This is a genomic window from Streptomyces sp. NPDC051636, assembly GCF_044453765.1.
Classification (GTDB): Bacteria; Actinomycetota; Actinomycetes; order Streptomycetales; family Streptomycetaceae; genus Streptomyces.
On the sequence record NZ_JBITDA010000006.1, the window covers coordinates 124,158 to 145,050 of the forward strand.

A 20,893-nucleotide genomic window follows, 5' to 3' on the forward strand; every position below is an offset into this window, starting at 1 on the left:
CGTCGTGCACAGTGAGGCCGTGGCCAGTCGAAGCGCAGACCAGAGGGACTCCCGCGAGTCCAGGAACGGCCGTCCCCAGCTGGATGCCGTCTCCCTCGCCATCATCGAGCAGCTCCAGGAGGACGGCCGCCGGCCGTACGCCGCGATCGGCAAGGCCGTGGGCCTGTCCGAGGCGGCCGTGCGCCAGCGCGTCCAGAAGCTGCTCGACCAGGGTGTGATGCAGATCGTCGCCGTCACGGACCCGCTCACCGTGGGCTTCCGCCGGCAGGCGATGGTCGGGATCAACGTCGAGGGCGACGTCGAGTCGATCGCGGACGCGCTGACTGACATGTCGGAAGTCGAGTACGTGGTGATGACCGCGGGCTCGTTCGACATCCTCGCCGAGATCGTCTGCGAGGACGACGACCACCTGCTGGACGTCATCAACAAACGCATCCGGGCCCTGCCCGGCGTGCGCTCCACCGAGAGCTTCGTCTACCTCAAGCTCAAGAAGCAGACCTACATGTGGGGAACCCGATAACCGTGAGCCAGAAGGACCTCAGCCGAACCGCGTACGACCACCTGTGGATGCACTTCACCCGCATGTCCTCGTACGAGAACTCGCCCGTGCCGACGATCGTGCGCGGCGAGGGCACCTACATCTACGACGACAAGGGCAAGCGCTACCTCGACGGTCTCGCGGGTCTGTTCGTGGTCCAGGCCGGCCACGGCCGCACGGAGCTGGCCGAGACCGCCTTCAAGCAGGCGCAGGAGCTGGCGTTCTTCCCGGTGTGGTCGTACGCGCACCCCAAGGCGGTGGAGCTGGCGGAACGTCTCGCCGACTACGCGCCGGGCGACCTGAACAAGGTCTTCTTCACCACCGGCGGCGGCGAGGCGGTCGAGACCGCCTGGAAGCTCGCCAAGCAGTACTTCAAGCTGACCGGCAAGCCCACCAAGTACAAGGTGATCTCCCGCGCGGTCGCCTACCACGGCACCCCCCAGGGCGCCCTGTCGATCACCGGCCTGCCGGGCCTGAAGGCCCCCTTCGAGCCGCTCGTCCCGGGCGCGCACAAGGTCCCGAACACCAACATCTACCGCGCCCCGCTCTTCGGTGACGACCCGGAGGCCTTCGGCCGCTGGGCCGCCGACCAGATCGAGCAGCAGATCCTCTTCGAGGGCCCGGAGACGGTCGCCGCGGTCTTCCTGGAGCCCGTGCAGAACGCCGGCGGCTGCTTCCCGCCCCCGCCCGGCTACTTCCAGCGGGTCCGCGAGATCTGCGACAAGTACGACGTGCTGCTGGTGTCGGACGAGGTCATCTGCGCCTTCGGCCGGCTCGGCACGATGTTCGCCTGCGACAAGTTCGGCTACGTCCCGGACATGATCACCTGTGCCAAGGGCATGACCTCGGGCTACTCCCCGATCGGCGCGTGCGTCATATCAGACAGGCTCGCCGAGCCGTTCTACCACGGCGACAACACCTTCCTGCACGGCTACACCTTCGGCGGCCACCCGGTGTCGGCCGCGGTGGGCCTGGCCAACCTGGACCTCTTCGAGCGCGAGAACCTCAACCAGCACGTGCTCGACAACGAGTCCGCGTTCCTGTCCACCCTCCAGAAGCTGCACGACCTGCCGATCGTCGGCGACATCCGCGGCAACGGCTTCTTCTACGGCATCGAGCTGGTGAAGGACAAGAACACCAAGGAGTCCTTCAACGAGGAGGAGACCGAGCGCGTCCTGTACGGCTTCCTCTCCAAGGCCCTCTTCGACAACGGCCTGTACTGCCGTGCCGACGACCGCGGCGACCCGGTCGTCCAGCTCGCCCCGCCGCTGATCTCCGACCAGGAGACCTTCGACGAGATCGAGCGGATCCTGCGCGCGACGCTGACGGAGGCGTGGACGAAGCTGTGATCAGTAACCGTGACCAGTAACCGTGACCGGTGGCTGTGACCGGTGGCTGTGATCAGCTGACGCTGTGGTCAGTTCCGGGCCCCGGGCCGCCCATTCGAGTGAGAAAGGGCGGCCCGGGGCCGTGTGCTGTCCGGCCTCCCCCGGTGCACTGCCTAGCGTGCCGAGTGACCGATCGGCCCTGCCTTCGTTCCCCCGCACGAGGGACCAGGTCCTGTCCGGTGCGTGCAGCTGGACCCCAGGTCTGCGGCATGCTCGGCCGGACAGGTCCTGGCACGGGAATTACGGATCAGAACCGAGGTGTACGCCCATGGAGGCTCCGCCGGACAACGACGTGCTCTGGGCACGCTCCCTGCACTTCCGGCACCCCGACGGCTCGCCGGCGCTGGCCGGCGTCTCGCTCGGTGTCCGGGAGGGCGAGATCCTCGCCGTCAGCGGGCCGCGCGGCAGCGGCAAGACGACCCTGCTGCGCTGTCTGTCCGGCCTGGTGCCGGCGCAGCACGGGGAGGTCTGGTTCAACAGCGCGCCCGTGCACACCATGGGCCCCCTCCGCCGCGAACGCCTGCGCCGGGACCGCTTCGGCTGGATCGACCCGGCACCGGCGCTGGTCCCCGAGCTGACCGTCTGGGAGAACACCGCCCTTCCCCTGATGCTGCGCGGCACCAGCCGCCGCCGGGCCAAGGTGGCCGCCCTGGAGTGGCTGGAGCGCCTCGACGTCGGCGACAAGTCCCGCAAGCGCCCGCACGAGCTGGTGCAGGCCGAACGCCAGCGCGTCTCGATCGCCCGGGCCCTGGCCCCCGCACCGACGGTCCTCTTCGCCGACGAGCCGACCGCTCCGCTGCACCGCGCGGACCGCGCCCATGTCCTGCGCACGCTGACGACGGCGGCACGTTCGCACGGGATCACCGTGGTGCTGGCCACCCACGACGCGGAGACCGCGGCCCTCGCCGACCGTACGGTGGCGCTGCTGGACGGGCGGCGCGTCAACACCGTGCACCTTCCCGAGGCCCCCGAGGCGGAAGGCCGGGCCGCGTGCTCGCTCTCCGCCTGACCCGCCTGGCCCACCCCGCCGTCCAGCTGCGCCGTCTCCTGGTGGCGACGGCCGCGGCGGGCACGGGCTTCCTCCTGCTGTGCACCCTCGGCTACGCGCTGGGCCACCCGGAGGCCCCGCCCGCCTCCCTCCTGCTGCGCCTGGCCCGGTGCGTGATCCCGCTGGCGGCCACGGTCCACCTCGCGGTGGCCGTCGCCCGCACGGACCCCGGCACGAAACCCCGCCCGGGTCTCTCCGCGCTGGGCCTGGGTCCGGCCCGCCTGATGGCCGTCTCGGCCCTGACGACGGCCCTGTCCTGCACGGTCGGCTCGATGGTGGCGCTGCTCGTCTTCCTCCACCTGCGGGGCGACCTCACGGGCCTGCCCTTCGACGGCGCCGCCGCCGGCTTCCTCGCCGCGGACCAGCCCCTCCCCGTCCCGGCCACCCTCACCCTCCTGGCCGTGGTCCCGACCACCGCCACGACGGCGGCGGCCCTGGTCCTGCGGCCCCGGGACATCCGCCCCTCGAACCCCGGTGCGCCTCGTGCGTACGGGCGCTTCGGGGCGTACGGGAGGGCGGGGGCACGGGAGACCTTCGGGGCGTACGGCCGGTTCGGCGCACACGTGCGGTTCGGCGTGTCGCCGCAGCCCGCGGCCAGTCGTGCCGCTGGGGCGGCGCGCGTCCCACAGAAGGGCGGCACCCCGTCAGCGCCGGGCCGCGCGACCCCCGCCCCGGCTCCAGCGGACGGCACCCGGCGAACGCCGGACCAGGTGACCAACGCCGAGGCACCGACCCCGGACGCCCACTGCGCCGATGCTCTCACCGACCCGCACAACGCCCCGGCCGGCCTCCCCTGGGGTATCGCGGTGCTGGCCGGGGGCCTCGCCGTGGAGTCCTACGCCGGCCCTTCCGCCCCCGCCACCCTCCCGGAGGGCCCCGCGGGTGTACTCGCCGGCTGGACCCTCACCGCCCTGGGCCTGATCCTCGCCGCCCCCGGCCTCACCCACCTCTGCGGCCGCCTGCTGCAGACGGCCCGCCCCGGCGCGCTCAGGCTCCTCGCCGGCCGCGTCCTGATGGCGGAAGCCACCCGCATCGGCCGCCCCCTCGGAGTGGTCTGCGCGGTCGCGTCGGGCGGGTACGCGATGACGGCGCCGTACGACGGCGGCGCCCCGTCCTTCGGCCCGCTGACCACCCTCGGCGCCCTCCTGGTCGCCGGCTGCACGGTGGCCACCCTCCTCACGGCGGCCGCGGAGGCCAGACAGTCCCGCGCCGACACCACAGCCGCGCTGCTCCGCCTGGGCGCCCCGGCCGCGGTGCTGCGCGGCGCGGCGGCCCTGCGCGCGGGCGCCCTGCTCGTCCTGTTCGGCCCGCTCACCCTGGTGGTCGCCGACCTCGCCGCGCTCCCCCTGGGCCGCTGAAAAAAATCTCCGGCCGCCGATGAGTTCTCCGGCGGCCACCGGTCTATCCCCCGTAACAACGCAACGCACCGCACCCGACGGGAGACCGGCATGTACCAGCAGATGATCTTCGTGAACCTGCCCGTGAACGACCTCGACGCCTCGAAGAAGTTCTTCACGGAGCTGGGCTACACGATCAACCCGCAGTTCAGCGACGAGAACGCGGCCTCCGTCGTGATCAGCGACACCATCGTGGCGATGCTGCTCACCAAGCCGTTCTACGCGACCTTCACCGACAAGGAGATCGCCGACGCCGCGAAGACCAGCGAGGTGCTGGTCTGTCTGAGCGCCGAGAGCCGCGAGAAGGTCGACGAGCTGGTGGACCGGGCGACCGCGGCCGGCGGCACGGACACCGGCAGGACCCAGGACCACGGTTTCATGTACGGCCGCGCCTTCGACGACCTCGACGGCCACACCTGGGAGATCATGTGGATGGACCCGGCGGCGATCCAGGGATGAGCCCGTTCGGGTGAACGCCTGTGTCAGCATGGGCGGGTGCATCCGACACCCGCCCAGCCCCACCGCGCCGCCCACGACCGTGAGATCGAGTCGCTCGCCGAGTTCGACGAGGTCGTCGCCGAGCACGGCACGCTCGCCCGGTTCCGCGTACAGGCCGTCGACCTGACGGGTCGTACAAGTGCGCTGCTGTCCCTCGACACCTCGGACGCCGTCTTCCTCGGCTGCCCGATGGACCCCGAGGCCGCCGCCCGCGTGCGCGCCGCGGGAGCGCTGGTCTTCCCGCCCGTCCCTGGACTGCCCTTCGACCCGTACCGGGGCTTCGTCTACACCCCCGAGGAGCTGTTCGAGTCGCTCGACGAGGGGTACGAGGCGACACCGGACGCCCGGGCGTACGCCTGGTTCCAGCGGACCAAGGCCGACGGAGACGTCTTCTCGTCCATGCTGCGCGCCGTCCACGACGACGCCGTCTCCGACGCGCTCGACGAACTCCTCGCCGGCGCACGGGTGGTGGGCGTCATGGGCGGCCACGCGATGGCGCGCGGCACGGACGCGTACGCCGGTGCCGCACGCCTGGGCCGCGAGCTGGCGCGCGCCGGGTTCACGGTGGCCACCGGTGGCGGGCCGGGGGCCATGGAGGCGGCCAACCTCGGTGCGTACGCGGCCCCGTTCGACGACGCCATGCTGGAGGAGTCGCTGCTCCTGCTCGCCAAGGCACCCTCGTTCCGGCCGTCCGTCACGGACTGGGCCCGCGCCGCCTTCGAGGTGCGCGACCGCTGGCCGGGCGGCGGCGCATCGGTGGGCATCCCGACCTGGTTCTACGGTCACGAGCCGCCGAACGCCTTCGCCGCGCACATCGCCAAGTACTTCGCCAACGCCACCCGCGAGGACGGCCTGCTGGCCCGCTCCACCGCGGGCGTGGTCTTCCTGCCGGGCGCCGCCGGGACCGTACAGGAGGTCTTCGACAACGCGACCCCGAACTACTACGAGTCGCGGGGTGAGCCCACGCCGATGGTGCTCGTGGACCGGGCGCACTGGACGGAACGGCTGCCGGTGTGGCCGCTGTTGCGGGCGCTCGCCCGGGAACGGCCGATGGAGTCCCGAATAGCCCTGGTTGACCGGATCGAGCAGGCTCCGGAGGCGCTGAAACGTCTCGCCGGTTAATAAGCGGGCAAAGCCAACACGCGTGGGCCTGATATGCATTGACACTTCTTATGGAACGCTTATAAACCTGTGAGCCTCCTGAACCCCCCGCAGCTCAGCTCTTGTAAAGGACAAACGTGTCCAAAACTCGCCGCAGTGCACGCCGTTCCCTGCGCGTCCTGGGTGTCGCCTCCGCTTCCGCCGCACTGACGCTGGGTGTCGCGGGCACCGCGCTCGCCTGCGACATCAGTGAGTTCTCCGCCGAAGCCACGTGTGACGGCAGCAAGGGCGTCATCGTCGTCACCGACAAGGACGCCTCCGGCACCCCGGCCGTCATCACCGTGTTCCTGGAGAACAACGGTGCCGACGCCAAGCGGGTCGGCAAGCCGCAGAACATCAAGGGATCCCGCGAAGGCACCACGGTCACCTTCGCGGAGGACTGGAAGCCGAACGCGACGTACCGCGTGCACGTCAAGGCCGGCAACCAGGTCGACAAGGACATCACGCCCAACCTGACCACCCCGTCGACGGCCTGCAAGACCGAGGAGTCCGCGACCCCGGTCCCGACGCCCACCGCCACGCAGACCCCGTCGCCGTCGGAGACCGCCTCGGCCCCGGCCGAGTCCGCGACCCCGGCCCCCTCGGCCCCGGAGAGCACCAGCACCGCCCCGGCGGACACCTCGAGCAACGCGCCGTCCCCGGCGGCCGGTGACTCGAACCTCGCCGAGACCGGTGCGAACTCCAACACCGGTCTGATCGTCGGCATCGCGGCCGCCCTGGTCGTCGTCGGTGGTGGCGCCGTGTTCTACGGCATGCGCCGCCGCGGGGCGAACAGCGGTCGTTGACGCCTCACTTGCGTACGCCGCCGTGGCCCGCTCCGGTATCCCGGGGGCGGGCCACGGCCGTTCAGGCAAGGCGGCTACTCGCCGAGTACGACGATCTCGGCCGCGTCGAACTCCACGCCGACCTCGCCGCCGACCTCCGGCGCCTCCCTGAGCGCGCAGGCCGCTTCCAGGCGTGGGGCGTCCTCGGGCTGGAGGTGGACGGCGACATGGGTGCCCCTGAAGGTGCGGGCGGTCACCCTGCAGCGCAGGCCCTCGTCGGCCGGGACGAGCCGGACGCCGGCGGGCCGGACGAGCAGCGTGCGCGTCCCCTGCGGCGCTTCCTCGGGCACCGGCAGCTTGCCCCACGGCGTGTCCGCCGCCGCATCGGCGACCGTCGCCCCGACCACGTTGTCGAAGCCGAGGAAGCGGGCCACGAACTCGTCGGCCGGCCGCTGCCAGACCTCCAGAGGCGTCCCCGACTGGGCGATCCGCCCGTCCCGCATCACCACCACCCGGTCGGCCAGCGCGAAGGCCTCGCCCTGGTCGTGCGTCACGGCGAGCACGGTGGTCCCCAAACGGCCGAACAGCTCCCGCAGTTCGACCACCAGCCGCTCCCGCAGCGAGCGGTCGAGCTGCCCGAGCGGCTCGTCCAGCATCAGCAGCCGGGGCCGGGGCGCGAGGGCCCGGGCCAGGGCGACGCGCTGCTGCTCACCGCCGGACAGCGCGGCAACAGCCCGGCGGGCGGCGCCCGGCAGACCGACCAGGTCCAGCAACTCCCGTACCCGGGCGTCCTGTCGCCCCCTGGACGCCCCGTGCATCCGCAGCCCGAAGGCCACGTTGCCGCGCACGTCCCGTTGCGGGAAGAGCTGGTGGTCCTGGAACATCAGCCCCACCCCGCGCCGGTGCGCGGGCACGCCCCGCTGGTCGCGTCCTTCGAGCAACACCCGCCCGCCATCCAGGGGTTGCAGCCCGGCCACCACCCTCAGCAGCGTCGACTTGCCGCTGCCGCTGGGCCCGAGCACGCACACGACCTCGTGCTCGGCGACCTCCAGGTCGACGGCGTCGAGCACCGCCCGTCCGCCGAAGCGCACGGTCGCGCCCTGAAGGCTCAGCAGCATCAGAACTCCCCGGTCCGGTCGACGCGCAGGCGCTCGAGAACGAGCAGCGCCGCCGCGCACACCACCATCAGAATCGTGGAAAGGGCCATCGCCTGGCCGTAGTTGAGGTCGCCGGGCCGGCCGAGGAGCCGGGCGACGGCGACCGGCAGCGTCGGGTTGTCGGGCCGCGCGATGAACACGGTCGCCCCGAACTCCCCGAGCGACACCGCGAAGGCGAACCCGGCCGCGATCAGCAGCGCCCGCCGCACCAGCGGCAGGTCGACCTCCCGCCACACCCGCCACGGCGACGCCCCGAGCACGGCCGCCGCCTCCCTCAGCCGCCCGTCCACGGCCCGCAGCACCGGCAGCATGGTCCGTACGACGAAGGGGGCGCCGACCAGCGCCTGCGCGAGCGGGATCAGGATCCAGGACTGCCTGAGGTCCAGCGGCGGCTCGTCGAGCGCGATCAGGAATCCGAAGCCGACGGTCACCGCGGACACCCCCAGCGGCAGCATCAGCAGCGCGTCGAACCCGCGCACGATCCGGCCCGCGTCCCGGCGGGCGAGCGCCGCGGCGGCGAGAGCGCCGACGGTGACGGCGATGGCGGTGGCGGCGACGGCGTACTGCAGGGAGTTGGTGATCGCCTGGATCGGCGCCACCAGGAACATGCCGCCTTCCTCGCTGGTCAGCGCCCGGTAGTAGCCGAAGCCCGGCGCGTCCAGCGACCGCCGCACCAGCACGGCGAGCGGCAGCACGAGCAGGACGGCGACGGTGGCGAGGACACCGGCCAGCAGCGCCCACTGCCCCGCCCCGCGCGGCCGGCGCGCGGTCACGGAGGCGTCCACCAGCCGCAGGGCCGTCTCCCGGTGCCGTACCGTCCAGGCGTGCACGGCGAGGATCGCGCCGACCGCGGCGAACTGCACCAGTGTGAGGACGGCCGCCGTGGACAGGTCGAAGATCTCGGAGGTCTGCCGGTATATCTCGACCTCGAGCGTGGCGAAGGTGGGACCGCCGAGGATCTGCACCACACCGAAGGAGGTGAAGGTGAACAGGAAGACCATCAGCGCCGCGGCGGCCACGGCGGGCGCGAGCGCCGGGAGCGTGACCCTGCACCAGGCTCTCGCCGGCGAGGCGCCGAGCATCCGCGCGGCCTCCTCCTGGCGCGGGTCGAGCTGCCCCCACAGCCCGCCCACCGTCCGTACGACGACCGCGTAGTTGAAGAAGACGTGCGCGAGCAGGATCGCCCACACGGTGGTGTCCAGCCGTACGCCCCACAGCTCGTCGAGCAGCCCGCCGCGCCCCACCAGCGCCAGGAACGCCGTGCCGACGACGACCGTGGGCAGTACGAAGGGCACCGTGACCACCGCCCTCAGGACCTGCTTGCCGGGGAAGTCGAGGCGGGCGAAGACGTACGCGCCGGGCAGCGCGACGAGCAGGGTGAGCGCGGTGGAGGCGAGGGCCTGCCAGGTGGTGAACCACAGGACATGCCGGATGTCGGACTGGGCGAGCACGTCCCAGACCCGCCCGAACCGCCAGGCGCCGCCGGCCTTCAGTCCCCGGGCCACGATCGCGGCGACGGGGTAGGCGAAGAAGACGGCGAAGAACGCGACGGGCCCGGCCATCAGGGCGAGCCGCGCCGCGTTTCCCGTACGGCTTCTCGTACCGCCCTTGCGGGGGGCTACTTCAGTACGAGCGACGTCCACGACTTGACCCACTGATCACGATTGGCGGCGATCCTGTCGGGGGCCATGGTCTCGGGGTCCTTGGCGGCCGGCCCGTACTCGGTGAACTCGGCGGGCACCTTCGCGCCCTGGACCACCGGGTAGACGAACATGTTGAGCGGCATGTCCTCCTGGAACTCCTTGGAGACGAGGAAGTCGATGAACGCCTTGCCGCCCTTGGTGTTCCCCGCGTTGCTCAGCAGCCCGGCGAACTCGATCTGCCGGAAGCAGGTGCCGTACGCGACCCCGGTGGGCGCCGTGCTCGGCTTCGGGTCGGCGAAGACGACCTCGGCGGGCGGCGAGGAGGCGTACGACACGACGAGCGGGCGGTCGCCCTTGGCCTTCTTGCCGCCGGCCGACCCGGAGAACTCCTCGTCGTACGCCTGCTCCCAGCCGTCGACGACCTTCACTCCGTTGGCCTTCAGCTTCTTCCAGTAGTCCTGCCAGCTGCCGTCGCCGTACTTCGCCGCGGTGCCGAGCAGGAAGCCCAGGCCGGGCGAGGAGGTGGAGGCGTTCTCGGTGACGAGGAGGTTCTTGTACTCCGGCTTGACCAGGTCGTCGAAGGACTGCGGCGGGTTCAGCCTGTGCTTGCTGAAGTACGCCTTGTCGTAGTTGACGCAGATGTCGCCGTAGTCGACCGGGGTGACCCGGTGCCCGCTCTTGTCGAGCCGGTACGCGGCGCCGACCGTGTCCAGGCCCTTGGCCTCGTACGACTGGAACAACCCGTTGTCGAGGGCGCGGGACAGCAGGGTGTTGTCGACGCCGAAGAAGACGTCGCCCTGCGGGTTGTCCTTGGTCAGAATGGCCTTGTTGACGGCCTGGCCGGCGTCGCCGTCCTTGAGGACCTTGACCGTGTAGCCGGAGGACTTCTCGAAGTCCTTGAGCACGTTCTTCGAGACGGCCCACGAGTCGTGGCTGACAAGGGTGACGGTCTTGGAGTCCGCCGAGTCCGTCGAGTCCTTCGCGTGGGTCGACCCGCACGCGGACAGCGTGACCAGGCCGAGCGTGATCGCCGCGGCCACGAACGTCTTGTTGTTCACAGATTCCTCCTGGGATGACCAGGAAGAGACGCGGCCCTGCCCGGGAGACCTTTCGCGGAATCCCGGGCAGGGCGCAACAGCTCGAGTGATGACCGAACTTCCTACCCAGAATGACCTGGGCGAGGTTCAGAGGGTCTGCGGCCTTGGTGCCGCACTCTCAGCGCTGTGGCGCTCCCCTGTCGGAATGTGCAGATGCATGGCTTGTATGAAGTTGTACTGACGGGCTCAGACTACCGCTCGGTGGCCGCCAGCTGACCACAGGCTCCGTCGATCTCCTGCCCGCGGGTGTCCCGGATGGTGACGGGCACGCCGTGGGCGGCGATCGCCTCGACGAAGGCCTTCTCGTCCTCCGGCCGGGAGGCGGTCCACTTCGACCCCGGCGTCGGGTTCAGCGGGATGAGGTTGACGTGCACGGGCCTTCCCTTGAGCAGCCGCCCGAGCCGGTCGCCGCGCCAGGCCTGGTCGTTGATGTCCCGGATCAGCGCGTACTCGATGGACAGCCGCCGGCCGGACCTCGCGGTGTACTCGAACCCGGCGTCCAGCACCTCGCGCACCTTCCAGCGCGTGTTCACCGGCACCAGGGTGTCGCGCAGCTCGTCGTCGGGCGCGTGCAGCGAGATGGCGAGGCGGCACTTGAAGCCCTCGTCGGCGAACCGGTGGATCGCCGGGACGAGCCCGACGGTGGACACGGTGATCCCGCGCTGCGACAACCCGAGCCCGTCCGGCTCCGGGTCGGTCAGGGCGCGGATGGCGCCGACGACCCGCTTGTAGTTGGCGAGGGGCTCGCCCATGCCCATGAAGACGATGTTGGACAGCCGCGCCGGCCCGCCGGGGACCTCGCCGTCCCGCAGGGCCCGCATGCCGTCCACGATCTGGTGCACGATCTCCGCGGTGGACAGGTTCCGGTCCAGACCGGCCTGCCCGGTCGCGCAGAACGGGCAGTTCATCCCGCACCCCGCCTGCGAGCTGATGCACATCGTCACCCGGTCCGGATACCGCATCAGCACCGACTCGACGAGCGTCCCGTCGAACAACCGCCACAGCGTCTTGCGGGTGGTCCCCTCGTCGGTCGACAGATGCCGCACGACCGTCATCAGCTCCGGGAACAGCGCCTCCCGCAGCTTGGCCCGCGAACCGGCGGGGATGTCGGTCCACTGCTCCGGTTCGTGCGCGTACCGCGCGAAGTAGTGCTGCGAGAGCTGCTTGGCGCGAAACGGCTTCTCACCGGCCGCGGCGACGGCTTCCTTGCGCTCGGCGGGCGTGAGGTCGGCGAGGTGCCGCGGGGGCGTCTTGGCTCCGCGGGGGGCGACGAAAGTGAGTTCTCCGGGCTTGGGCATGGTGGTACCAGTGTCGCAGATCGACTTCGGTGACCTGCGGCTGCCGGTCCGGACACCTGTCGCCGGCGGTCGTCGTCCGTCGCCACTGATTCACCTCGGACGGCCCGGAGACGGCCCGGAGAGGGCGCGGGACAACGCCTTGACCTGGCTGCGGAGGTGGGGTGTGATCACGCTATGGGTCCTGGCGATAGCGAGACGGATGCAGGCGTGGCCGACGTCGCAATCGTCGCAGGGCGGATCATCCTCGGGCTGAAGACGCTACGTGATCACCTCGGCTGCTCTCTGCATGAAGCCCTCGACGCCTACGTCGCACGCTACGAGGTGCTGCGACGGGAACGTCCGGCTGACTTCACCAAGAGTCACGAGGAGTACTGGGCGAACTTCTACTCGTGACCCAATGGACGCGATCTTGAAAACCGTCGTGGCGCGAGCCACCGTGGGTTCAAATCCCACACCCACCGCCTGAGCGAACGGCCCTGACCTGGTGGATCGGTCGGGGGCCGTCGGCATGTCCCCGTACCGTGGTCGCCCGGTGTTCCCCGTGATTTCCCGCTCGAACGGGCACGGGAGGGGCACGCTCCCCCATCCCTTCGCCCGGCGAGCCTGCAGCCGATCCTCTATTCCTACAGGGGCATGGAAACGCCGTTCAAAGACAGGCGGCACGATGAGCGAGGTTAGCCGACCTGGTCGGTGGAGGCTTCATGATCGAGGCCCGACAGGGTGCCGTCCATCGGATTGGGACGGCACCCCTGGTGGATGCAGGCTTTGAGGTCTGGCCTCATCCTTATCAGGTCGATCACGAGCCAGCTGCCGTGCGGGCGGTGTCAGGTGACCAGTGTCGCGCTCCAGTTCGCAGTAGTGGTCGGTGACCTTGCGCTCCGGGTCGGGACGACCCGGCCCTCGTCGAGGGCGGTGAGCCGGTCGCCGAGGCCGGCGAGGTCCGCCTGCCAGCCGAACCAGCCGGGTGCGCCGTCGGCCGCGGTCAGCTCGTCCTGGGCGGCATGGAAGGCGGCGTGGACCCGCTCGCGCAGGGGGACCAGGTCCTGGCGCAGGCGTTGGGGCTTCTCCCGCAGGTCCGTCATCGACTCGCTGAGGCCGGCGAACGACTCCCCGATCTCCGCCATGCCCTGGGCCTGAGCCACGAGTTCCTCGAGCACCGGCATGATCTCGTCGAGGTCGTTCTCGTCCTTGCCGACGAGCAGCGCCCGGGTCTCGGCGTACTGCTGGGACGTCCCGTCGACGTCCGTGCGGATCCGCTCGGCCACGTCGGTCTGTCCGCGGATCGCGTCGACGGGCATCCCGTCGCGGTGGCCGAGGAGTACGGCGATCTCCGCGAATTCCCGCGCCAGTTGCTCCCGGCATCTCCAGGAATCCCTGATGCGCCTCGTCGGCGGACTCGATCGTGGACCTCAGGCTCCCCGCGAGCGCCTCGACCGCCTCCTGCTCGCGTTCAGCACGCCTACGCCTCCACATGCGCCCACCCCTCCCGGACACGGATCACGGCGCGGTGATCATATGGTCGCAAGGGGTGGTTTCGGGATGCCCGGGCGGAATCGTCAGCGTGGTCGTCAGCTGGATCCCACGAAGATCACCATCAGCAGCCACACCACCGGAGCCGTGGGCAGCAGCGAGTCCAGCCGGTCCATGATGCCGCCGTGGCCCGGGAGCAGCGTGCCCATGTCCTTGATGCCCAGGTCCCGCTTGATCATGGACTCACCGAGGTCGCCGAGCGTGGCGCTGGCGGCGACCGCGAGGCCGAGCAGGAGGCCCTGCCACCAGCTGCCGTCGTCGATCAGGAACTGCATGCACAGCGCGCCCGCGGCCATGGCGAACAGCACCGCGCCGAGCAGTCCCTCGCGGGTCTTGCCGGGGCTGATGCGCGGGGCGAGCTTGTGCTTGCCGAAGCGCCAGCCGACGGCGTACGCGCCGGTGTCGCTGACCACCGTCAGCAGGAGGAAGGTCAGGACGCGCCACGGGCCGTCGTCGGCGGTGAGCATCATGGCGACGAACGTGGCCAGGAAGGGGACGTAGAAGGCCGCGAAGACGCCGGCCGTGACGTCCTTGAGGTAGCCCTCCGGCGGTTCGGTCATCCGCCAGACCAGCGTCGCCAGCGCGGTCAGCGCCATCGCCACCCAGGCGCCCTCGGCACCCCGGACGTACCCGGAGACGACCATCGCCGCACCGCCGAGCGCCAGCGGGACCAGGGGCGCCTTGATGTCCTTGCGCTCCTGCAGCCGACTGGTCAGCTCCCACAGGCCCACGACGACGGCGACCGCTATGACGCCGACGAACACGGCCTTGACGACGAACAGGGACGCGACGATCACCACACCGAGCCCGACGCCGACCCCTATGGCCGCGCTCAGGTCCCGGCCCGCACTCTTCTTCTGCGGCGCGGGCGCCGGCTGGGGTGCGTCGGGCATGGGCTCCGGATTCTGCGGCGCCGCCCCGTGGGGCGACGTCTGCGGCATGTCATACGGCCCGGGGGACCGGTCCTGCGGTGTCTCGTCGCGGAACAAGGGGCCGCTCGGCCGAGCAGCCCCCCGGTCGTCATCCTGGTCTCCGCCGTACGCGGGAACGTCGGGCACGATGGGCATGGGGCGAGTGTGCTGCGCCTCAGGCGCATCGTACGCGGGACCCGCCGGGGCAGCCCCCTGGACAGGTCCCTGGTCGGTGGGCCCCCAGTAACCGGCCTGTGACCCGGCTTGTGGCGGAGCGCCCCAGGAAGAGTCGTTCATCAGACCTCGAGCAGCTCCGCTTCCTTGTGCTTGAGGAGCTCGTCCACCTGCGCGACGTACTTGGCGGTGGTGTCGTCGAGTTCCTTCTCCGCACGGCGGCCCTCGTCCTCGCCGACCTCGCCGTCCTTGATCAGCTTGTCGATGGCGTCCTTGGCCTTGCGGCGGACGGAGCGGATGGACACCTTGGCGTCCTCGCCCTTGCCCTTGGCGACCTTGATGTACTCGCGGCGGCGCTCCTCGGTGAGCTCGGGGAACACCACGCGGATGATGTTGCCGTCGTTGCTCGGGTTGACGCCCAGGTCTGAGTCGCGGATCGCCTGCTCGATGTTGCGCAGCGCGCTCTTGTCGAACGGGGTCACGACCGCCATGCGCGGCTCCGGCACGGAGAACGAAGCCAGCTGGTTGATCGGCGTCGGCGCGCCGTAGTAGTCGGCCACGATCTTGTTGAACATCGCCGGGTGCGCACGGCCGGTGCGGATCGCGGCGAAGTCCTCCTTGGCGACCACGACGGCCTTCTCCATCTTCTCCTCGGCCTCGAGGAGGGTCTCTTCGATCACCACTTGCTCCTGCGTGTCTTGAGTAGGCCCGGCTGCGGTTCCTTGTCGGCGGCGGCCGGCTGCGTCGCGTCTTCTTCCTGCACGGTTCCCGACCGGCAGGACATTGTCCATCCCCCGGTCGGGGTCCGGGGGCCGTCCGGTCAGTCCCGGCCGCCCTGGTCACCCACAAGCGTGCCGATCTTCTCACCCTTGACGGCTCGCGCGATATTCCCCTCGGCCAGAAGCTCGAACACGAGGATCGGCAGCTTGTTGTCGCGGCACAGGGTGATCGCGGTGGCGTCGGCGACCTTCAGGTCGCGGGTGATGACCTCGCCGTAGCCGAGGGAGTCGAACTTGACGGCGTCCGGGTTGGTCTTCGGGTCGGAGTCGTAGACCCCGTCCACGCCGTTCTTGCCCATGAGCAGCGCCTCGGCGTCGATCTCCAGGGCACGCTGGGCGGCGGTGGTGTCGGTGGAGAAGTACGGCATGCCCATACCGGCGCCGAAGATGACCACGCGGCCCTTCTCCAGGTGGCGCACGGCGCGCAGCGGGATGTACGGCTCGGCGACCTGGCCCATGGTGATGGCGGTCTGGACCCGGCTGTCGATGCCTTCCTTCTCCAGGAAGTCCTGGAGGGCGAGGCAGTTCATCACGGTGCCGAGCATGCCCATGTAGTCCGAGCGGGCGCGGTCCATGCCGCGCTGCTGGAGTTCGGCGCCGCGGAAGAAGTTGCCGCCGCCGATGACGACCGCGATCTCGGCGCCGTCGCGCACGACGGCCGCGATCTCGCGGGCGATCTTGTGCACCACGTCGGGGTCGACGCCCAGGCCCCCGCCACCGGCGAAGGCCTCTCCGGACAGCTTCAGCAGAAACCGGCCGCGTACTTTGCCGTCGTCGCTCTTCTGGGCCTTGGTGGTCATGGGGATCCCGCCTCTGTTACGTGGTGCACATGCGAAGAAGGCCACTGCCGGTTGGGGTCGCTTCTCGCTCCCATGCGCGGCAATGGCCTCCTCGTCAGATCTGCTGTCGTCCGCCACGTGCCCGGTTGTGGCGGCGTACGCGGACGACTGCTGTCGACCCTATCGGGGTCGCCCGCCGATCGCGGTACGGACTCAGATGCCGACCTTGATGCGCGTGAAGCGCTTCAGGGTGACACCGGCCTCGTCCAGAACCTTCTGGACCGCCTTCTTGTTGTCCAGCGCGTACGGCTGGCCGAGCAGCGTGGCGTCCTTGAAGAACCCGTTCAGGCGACCCTCGACGATCTTGGCGATCGCGGCCTCGGGCTTGCCCTCGGCGCGGGTGGTCTCCTCGGCGATGCGGCGCTCGGACTCGACGACCTCGGCCGGGACGTCCTCCTTGGAGAGGTACTTCGGCGCGAAGGCGGCGATGTGCTGGGCGACGCCCTTTGCGACCTCGGCGTTCGGCTTGTCCAGCTCGACGAGGACACCGATCTGCGGGGGCAGGTCGGGCATCGTGCGGTGCATGTAGGCGGTGACGTAACCGTCGGAGAACTGCGCGAAGCGGTCCAGGACGATCTTCTCGCCGAGGTTGGCGTTGGCCTCGTCGACGAACGCCTGGACGGTCTTGCCGGGCTCGATCTCGGAGGCGAGCAGGGCCTCGAGGTCGGCCGGGGAGGTCTTGGCGACGTGCTCGGCGATGGTGTTGGCCACGGCCTGGAACTTGTCACCCTTGGCGACGAAGTCCGTCTCGCACTTCAGCTCGACCAGGACGCCGGAGGAGTTGTCGTCGGCGATGATGGAGACCACGGCGCCGTTCTCGGCGGAGCGGCCCTCGCGCTTGGCGACGCCCTTCTGGCCCTTGATGCGCAGCGCCTCGACGGCCTTCTCGACGTTGCCCTCGGCCTCGTCCAGCGCCTTCTTGCAGTCCATCATGCCGGCGCCGGTGAGCTCACGGAGCTTCTTGACGTCGGCGGCGGTGTAGTTCGCCATGAGTCTGTGAATCTTTCTCGAAGTCTGGAAGATCGAAGATCTACGGGGTCTACCGCCCCCAGTGAGCCGGGGGCCGCCGACGCGCCGCTGACCTACGGGTGAACGGCGGGAACGGACTTCATGTCACCGCTCCCGCCGTCAACGCTGACGGGACGGTCAGGCCTGCTCGCCCTCGGCGGCCGGAGCCTCGGCAGCGGGAGCCTCGGCAGCCGGAGCCTCGGCAGCGGGAGCCTCGGCGGCGGGCGCCTCGGCAGCGGCCGCGGCCGGCTTCTCAGCCTCGTCCGCCTTCTTCTCACCCTCGAGCAGGTCGCGCTCCCACTCGGCGAGCGGCTCGCCCGCGGCCTTCTCACCCTTGCCCTCGGTCGCGACGCCGGAGCGGGCGATGAGGCCCTCGGCGACGGCGTCGGCGATCACGCGGGTGAGCAGGGTGACGGAGCGGATCGCGTCGTCGTTGCCCGGGATCTTGTAGTCGACCTCGTCGGGGTCGCAGTTGGTGTCGAGGATGGCGACGACCGGGATGTTGAGCTTGCGGGCCTCGCCGACCGCGATGTGCTCCTTCTTGGTGTCCACGATCCAGACGGCGCTGGGCACCTTGGACATCTCGCGGATACCACCGAGGGTCTTCTCCAGCTTGGCCTTCTCACGCGAGAGGACCAGGAGCTCCTTCTTGGTGAGGCCGGAGGCGGCCACGTCCTCGAAGTCGATCTGCTCGAGCTCCTTCAGGCGCTGCAGACGCTTGTAGACGGTCGAGAAGTTGGTGAGCATGCCGCCCAGCCAGCGCTGGTTGACGTAGGGCATGCCGACGCGGGTGGCCTGCTCGGCGATGGCCTCCTGCGCCTGCTTCTTCGTGCCGACGAACATGACCGTGCCGCCGTGGGCGACGGTCTCCTTGACGAACTCGTAGGCGCGGTCGATGTACGACAGCGACTGGAGCAGGTCGATGATGTAGATGCCGTTGCGCTCGGTGAAGATGAAGCGCTTCATCTTCGGGTTCCAACGGCGGGTCTGGTGACCGAAGTGGACGCCGCTCTCCAGCAGCTCCCGCATCGTGACGACGGCCATGGCCGTATCTCCTTGAATTTCTCGGTTGTGCCGCGGATGCCGGACGGCTCCCGCGCCTGACGCCCGCGATGCGCCGTTGCCACATGAGGACCGAGGGGCGCTGATACGAACGGACCGTCGCCGGCCGCGCCTCGTATCGGGGCGTGCGAAGTCGACCCGGTGACCCGGATCGCCACAAGAAGTGTACGGGACCGGCGAGGCACCGGGTGACGTGGCTGTCCACAACCCGGGAGTTGTCCACAGATGTCGGCCGTGATCGGCGGGGGTGCGGGACGGTTGCCGCATGCGAGCGAAACGATGCACGGCTGTGTGGCTGGGGATACTGGTGGGAGTGGCGGTGACCGTTCTGGCCTCCCTCGCCTGGGCGGACGCCCCTCCTCCGCCGACCCCGCAGACACCCGTCCCGCCGATCGGCCGCACCTGGCCGGTGGGCACACGCCCTGCGGTGGTACGGGGCTGGGAGCCCCCGGCGACGGTCTACGGCCGCGGCCACCGGGGCGTGGACCTGGCAGCGGCCCCCGGGACTCCGGTACGGGCGGTGGCGGCCGGCCGGGTCTCCTTCGCGGGGCGGGTGGCGGGCAGAGGGGTGGTGTCCGTGGACCTGAAGGGCACTGACCTTCGAACGACGTACGAACCGGTGACGCCCTCCGTGAGGAAGGGGGAGGAGGTGGAGGCGGGCGAGGTGGTGGGCAGGACGCAGGCCACGGGCGGGCACTGCGGGGGCGGGTGCCTCCACTGGGGCCTGCTCAGAGGGGAGACGTACCTGGACCCGCTGTCGCTCCTGCCACCGTGGCTCCTGCACAGGGGCCCGTCGAGACTGCTTCCGGTGCTGGGCGTACCGCTGCCTTCGTGAGCCGCTTGCCTGCGGGCAGTCGTGCCTCCCCCGGTGCCTTGAGGGCCTGGGGCCCGCCGGCGGGCATCAGCCCTGGACACCTCGGCTGGGGCCCGCCGGCGGGCATCAGCCCTGGACACCTCGCAGCGCCATGCTCACCGCGGCATCGGTGATCGCCGCAGGATCCTCGGCGGCACCCAGCTCAATACGCCGAACCGCCGCATCCACCACCCCCTGGAGCAGCATCGCCGCCAGCCGGGGCTGCTGGTGCCCCAGCTCCCCGAGCGCCTCGACGATCATCGCGACGAGCCCCCCGTGCGCGGCACGGATCTTCTCCCGGGTCCCCGCGTCCAGCTCACTCGCCGAGATCGCGACGACGGCCCGGTGCCGCCGGTCCCCGACCAGGGCCAGCTGCTGCCGCACATACGCCTCGACCTTGCCCTCGGGTGTGTCCGCGCGGTCCATCGCCGCCGACACTTCCGCCGCCCACACCGGGAAGTCGACCTCGCACAGCTCCTCGACCACCGCGGCCCGCGACCGGAAGTACTCGTACACGGACGACCGTGCGAGACCCGTCCGCTCGGCGAGGGCCGGGAAGGTCAGCGCCTCCGTCCCGCCCTCGGACAGCAGGGACCGTGCCGCGTCCAGCAGGGCGGCTCGCTGCATCGACCGGTGCTCGGCCACGGAGGCCGCTCGAATCCTTGGCACGTCAACCACTTTACGGACGAGCCCCCGCGGACGGGAGCATCTTCACTCCCCCGCCGTCACTCCGTCAGCGTCCGAAACTCGCCAGCTTCGCCCGCAGCTGCAGCACCGACTTGGTGTGGATCTGGCTGACCCGGCTCTCGGTGACCCCGAGCACGTTGCCGATCTCGGCGAGCGTGAGGCCTTCGTAGTAGTAGAGCGTCACCACGGTCTTCTCCCGCTCCGGCAGTGTGTTGATCGCCCGCGCCAGGAACCGCCTGAGCTCCCGGTCCTCGGCCACCTCCACCGGATTGTCCGCGGCGGTGTCCTCCAGGGTGTCCATCAGGCTCAGCCGTTCGCCGCCCTCGCCGCCGGCGTGCAGCATCTCCTCCAGTGCCACCACGTTGGCCAGCGACAACTGGCTGAAGACGGCGTGGAGTTCCTCCACCTCGATGCCCAGCTCGGCGGCCACCTCGGCCTCCGAGGGGGTACGTCTGAGCCGCGCCTCCAGCGTGGCGTACGCCCGCTCGACGTTCCGTGCCTTCTGCCGCACCGACCGGGGGATCCAGTCCAGCGCCCGGAGCTCGTCGATCATGGCGCCACGGATCCGGGTGATCGCGTACGTCTCGAACTTGATCTCCCGGTCGATGTCGAACTTCTCGATCGCGTCGATGAGCCCGAAGACCCCCGAGGACACGAAGTCGGCCTGCTCCACGTTGGGCGGCAGACCGACGCTCACCCGTCCCGCCACGTATTTCACCAGCGGCGAGTAGTGCAGGATCAGCTGCTCCCGCAGCCGCTCGTCCCCCGTCGCCTTGTAGGACCGCCACAGCTCGTCGAGCGTCGAGGGAGCGGGCGGCCGCACGCTGCCACCGTCGCGGGCGGCTGGGGGGATCGCCGCCCGGTCGGACCCGGAGGTGTGCTGGGGCATTCGTCGCCTTGTGCCGTTCTGCCGTGAAGTGCCGTGAAGTGCCGTGAAGTGCCGTGAACTGAGAAGGAGTGGGCCGAAGAGGTGTGCCTGGGTGAGCTGTCGGTCTGGTGTGGAGTTGCCGCGGTTCGTGTCGGGGTCCTCGTGAGCGTAGCGTGACTGAGGAGTCGCGGTG

The 20,893-nt window shown here is 70.4% G+C and carries 21 protein-coding genes and 1 riboswitch; of the genes, 9 read left to right on the forward strand and 12 right to left on the reverse strand.

All coding sequences use genetic code 11. The features are described from left to right. The first annotated feature begins 4 nt into the window (after positions 1 to 4). From ACIBBH_RS13990 to ACIBBH_RS14020, 7 genes are all read left to right on the forward strand, one after another. Entirely contained in the window at positions 5 to 520 is a 516-nt protein-coding gene (locus tag ACIBBH_RS13990) for an Lrp/AsnC family transcriptional regulator (protein ID WP_399404487.1), read from the forward strand. Beyond that, the gene (locus ACIBBH_RS13995; RefSeq protein WP_399404488.1) at positions 505 to 1,887 is read left to right on the forward strand and encodes an aspartate aminotransferase family protein; all 1,383 of its coding nucleotides are present in this window, start codon (positions 505 to 507) and stop codon (positions 1,885 to 1,887) included. The genes ACIBBH_RS13990 and ACIBBH_RS13995 overlap by 16 nt, the downstream gene beginning before the upstream one ends. Before the next feature lie 307 nt (positions 1,888 to 2,194). Next, positions 2,195 to 2,935: an ABC transporter ATP-binding protein gene (locus ACIBBH_RS14000; protein WP_399404489.1), complete on the forward strand. Its 741-nt coding sequence runs from the start codon at positions 2,195 to 2,197 to the stop codon at positions 2,933 to 2,935. Further along, the gene (locus ACIBBH_RS14005; protein ID WP_399404490.1) at positions 2,917 to 4,332 is read left to right on the forward strand and encodes a hypothetical protein; all 1,416 of its coding nucleotides are present in this window, start codon (positions 2,917 to 2,919) and stop codon (positions 4,330 to 4,332) included. The genes ACIBBH_RS14000 and ACIBBH_RS14005 overlap by 19 nt, the downstream gene beginning before the upstream one ends. A gap of 90 nt (positions 4,333 to 4,422) precedes the next feature. Next, the gene (locus tag ACIBBH_RS14010; RefSeq protein ID WP_399404491.1) at positions 4,423 to 4,830 is read left to right on the forward strand and encodes a VOC family protein; all 408 of its coding nucleotides are present in this window, start codon (positions 4,423 to 4,425) and stop codon (positions 4,828 to 4,830) included. Positions 4,831 to 4,866: 36 nt separating this feature from the next. After that, positions 4,867 to 5,991, forward strand: coding sequence for an LOG family protein (locus ACIBBH_RS14015; RefSeq protein WP_399404492.1), 1,125 nt, complete (start codon positions 4,867 to 4,869; stop codon positions 5,989 to 5,991). A gap of 116 nt (positions 5,992 to 6,107) precedes the next feature. Beyond that, entirely contained in the window at positions 6,108 to 6,815 is a 708-nt protein-coding gene (locus ACIBBH_RS14020) for an LAETG motif-containing sortase-dependent surface protein (protein ID WP_399404493.1), read from the forward strand. Between the two features lie 74 nt (positions 6,816 to 6,889). On the opposite strand, the gene ACIBBH_RS14025 is transcribed toward ACIBBH_RS14020, so the two are convergent. From ACIBBH_RS14025 to rlmN, 4 genes are all read right to left on the reverse strand, one after another. Further along, the gene (locus tag ACIBBH_RS14025) at positions 6,890 to 7,912 is read right to left on the reverse strand and encodes an ABC transporter ATP-binding protein (RefSeq protein WP_399404494.1); all 1,023 of its coding nucleotides are present in this window, start codon (positions 7,910 to 7,912) and stop codon (positions 6,890 to 6,892) included. Then, entirely contained in the window at positions 7,912 to 9,513 is a 1,602-nt protein-coding gene (locus ACIBBH_RS14030; protein ID WP_399404495.1) for an ABC transporter permease, read from the reverse strand. Before ACIBBH_RS14030 ends, ACIBBH_RS14025 begins: the two co-directional genes overlap by 1 nt. A gap of 56 nt (positions 9,514 to 9,569) precedes the next feature. Continuing rightward, positions 9,570 to 10,652, reverse strand: a complete 1,083-nt coding sequence (locus tag ACIBBH_RS14035; RefSeq protein WP_399404496.1) for a thiamine ABC transporter substrate binding subunit — start codon at positions 10,650 to 10,652, stop codon at positions 9,570 to 9,572. Positions 10,653 to 10,732: 80 nt separating this feature from the next. Continuing rightward, positions 10,733 to 10,840, reverse strand: a riboswitch (TPP riboswitch). Positions 10,841 to 10,882: 42 nt separating this feature from the next. After that, complete coding sequence (rlmN, locus tag ACIBBH_RS14040; RefSeq protein WP_399404497.1) at positions 10,883 to 11,989, reverse strand: 23S rRNA (adenine(2503)-C(2))-methyltransferase RlmN; 1,107 nt, start codon at positions 11,987 to 11,989, stop codon at positions 10,883 to 10,885. A 207-nt stretch (positions 11,990 to 12,196) separates the two neighbouring features. Here rlmN and ACIBBH_RS14045 point away from each other — a divergent pair, with 207 nt between their 5' ends. After that, positions 12,197 to 12,382, forward strand: coding sequence for a hypothetical protein (locus tag ACIBBH_RS14045; protein ID WP_399404498.1), 186 nt, complete (start codon positions 12,197 to 12,199; stop codon positions 12,380 to 12,382). A gap of 431 nt (positions 12,383 to 12,813) precedes the next feature. Here ACIBBH_RS14045 and ACIBBH_RS14050 read toward each other — a convergent pair whose 3' ends face one another. From ACIBBH_RS14050 to rpsB, 6 genes are all read right to left on the reverse strand, one after another. Then, positions 12,814 to 13,287, reverse strand: coding sequence for a hypothetical protein (locus ACIBBH_RS14050; protein WP_399404499.1), 474 nt, complete (start codon positions 13,285 to 13,287; stop codon positions 12,814 to 12,816). 270 nt (positions 13,288 to 13,557) lie between these two features. Continuing rightward, a complete protein-coding gene (locus ACIBBH_RS14055; protein WP_399404500.1) occupies positions 13,558 to 14,727 on the reverse strand; it encodes a phosphatidate cytidylyltransferase in 1,170 nt (389 codons plus the stop codon). Next, the gene (frr, locus tag ACIBBH_RS14060) at positions 14,727 to 15,284 is read right to left on the reverse strand and encodes a ribosome recycling factor (RefSeq protein WP_014675285.1); all 558 of its coding nucleotides are present in this window, start codon (positions 15,282 to 15,284) and stop codon (positions 14,727 to 14,729) included. Before frr ends, ACIBBH_RS14055 begins: the two co-directional genes overlap by 1 nt. 140 nt (positions 15,285 to 15,424) lie before the next feature. After that, positions 15,425 to 16,183, reverse strand: a complete 759-nt coding sequence (gene pyrH, locus ACIBBH_RS14065) for a UMP kinase (RefSeq protein ID WP_399404501.1) — start codon at positions 16,181 to 16,183, stop codon at positions 15,425 to 15,427. Positions 16,184 to 16,375: 192 nt separating this feature from the next. Beyond that, positions 16,376 to 17,212, reverse strand: coding sequence for a translation elongation factor Ts (gene tsf / locus ACIBBH_RS14070; protein ID WP_399404502.1), 837 nt, complete (start codon positions 17,210 to 17,212; stop codon positions 16,376 to 16,378). A 156-nt stretch (positions 17,213 to 17,368) separates the two neighbouring features. Continuing rightward, a complete protein-coding gene (gene rpsB, locus ACIBBH_RS14075; RefSeq protein ID WP_399404503.1) occupies positions 17,369 to 18,274 on the reverse strand; it encodes a 30S ribosomal protein S2 in 906 nt (301 codons plus the stop codon). 283 nt (positions 18,275 to 18,557) lie between these two features. Here rpsB and ACIBBH_RS14080 point away from each other — a divergent pair, with 283 nt between their 5' ends. Beyond that, positions 18,558 to 19,127 carry a peptidoglycan DD-metalloendopeptidase family protein gene (locus tag ACIBBH_RS14080; RefSeq protein WP_399404504.1) on the forward strand — a complete coding sequence of 190 codons (570 nt, stop codon included), beginning with the start codon at positions 18,558 to 18,560 and terminating at the stop codon, positions 19,125 to 19,127. A gap of 105 nt (positions 19,128 to 19,232) precedes the next feature. Here the strand turns inward: ACIBBH_RS14080 and ACIBBH_RS14085 are convergent, their stop codons facing one another. Next, positions 19,233 to 19,790: a TetR/AcrR family transcriptional regulator gene (locus tag ACIBBH_RS14085; protein ID WP_399404662.1), complete on the reverse strand. Its 558-nt coding sequence runs from the start codon at positions 19,788 to 19,790 to the stop codon at positions 19,233 to 19,235. 88 nt (positions 19,791 to 19,878) lie between these two features. Next, a complete protein-coding gene (gene whiG / locus ACIBBH_RS14090) occupies positions 19,879 to 20,721 on the reverse strand; it encodes an RNA polymerase sigma factor WhiG (RefSeq protein WP_399404505.1) in 843 nt (280 codons plus the stop codon). Between the last annotated feature and the right edge of the window lie 172 nt (positions 20,722 to 20,893).

Coding starts and splice junctions, on each gene's coding strand:
- tsf (WP_399404502.1), bottom strand. CDS start 17,212: ATGGCGAACTACACCGCCGCCGACGTCAAGAAGCTCCGTGAGCTCACC.
- rpsB (WP_399404503.1), bottom strand. CDS start 18,274: ATGGCCGTCGTCACGATGCGGGAGCTGCTGGAGAGCGGCGTCCACTTC.
- ACIBBH_RS14050 (WP_399404499.1), bottom strand. CDS start 13,287: ATGCCCGTCGACGCGATCCGCGGACAGACCGACGTGGCCGAGCGGATC.
- ACIBBH_RS14030 (WP_399404495.1), bottom strand. CDS start 9,513: ATGGCCGGGCCCGTCGCGTTCTTCGCCGTCTTCTTCGCCTACCCCGTC.
- ACIBBH_RS14080 (WP_399404504.1), top strand. CDS start 18,558: ATGCGAGCGAAACGATGCACGGCTGTGTGGCTGGGGATACTGGTGGGA.
- whiG (WP_399404505.1), bottom strand. CDS start 20,721: ATGCCCCAGCACACCTCCGGGTCCGACCGGGCGGCGATCCCCCCAGCC.
- ACIBBH_RS14010 (WP_399404491.1), top strand. CDS start 4,423: ATGTACCAGCAGATGATCTTCGTGAACCTGCCCGTGAACGACCTCGAC.
- rlmN (WP_399404497.1), bottom strand. CDS start 11,989: ATGCCCAAGCCCGGAGAACTCACTTTCGTCGCCCCCCGCGGAGCCAAG.
- ACIBBH_RS14055 (WP_399404500.1), bottom strand. CDS start 14,727: ATGAACGACTCTTCCTGGGGCGCTCCGCCACAAGCCGGGTCACAGGCC.
- ACIBBH_RS14000 (WP_399404489.1), top strand. CDS start 2,195: ATGGAGGCTCCGCCGGACAACGACGTGCTCTGGGCACGCTCCCTGCAC.
- ACIBBH_RS14025 (WP_399404494.1), bottom strand. CDS start 7,912: ATGCTGCTGAGCCTTCAGGGCGCGACCGTGCGCTTCGGCGGACGGGCG.
- pyrH (WP_399404501.1), bottom strand. CDS start 16,183: ATGACCACCAAGGCCCAGAAGAGCGACGACGGCAAAGTACGCGGCCGG.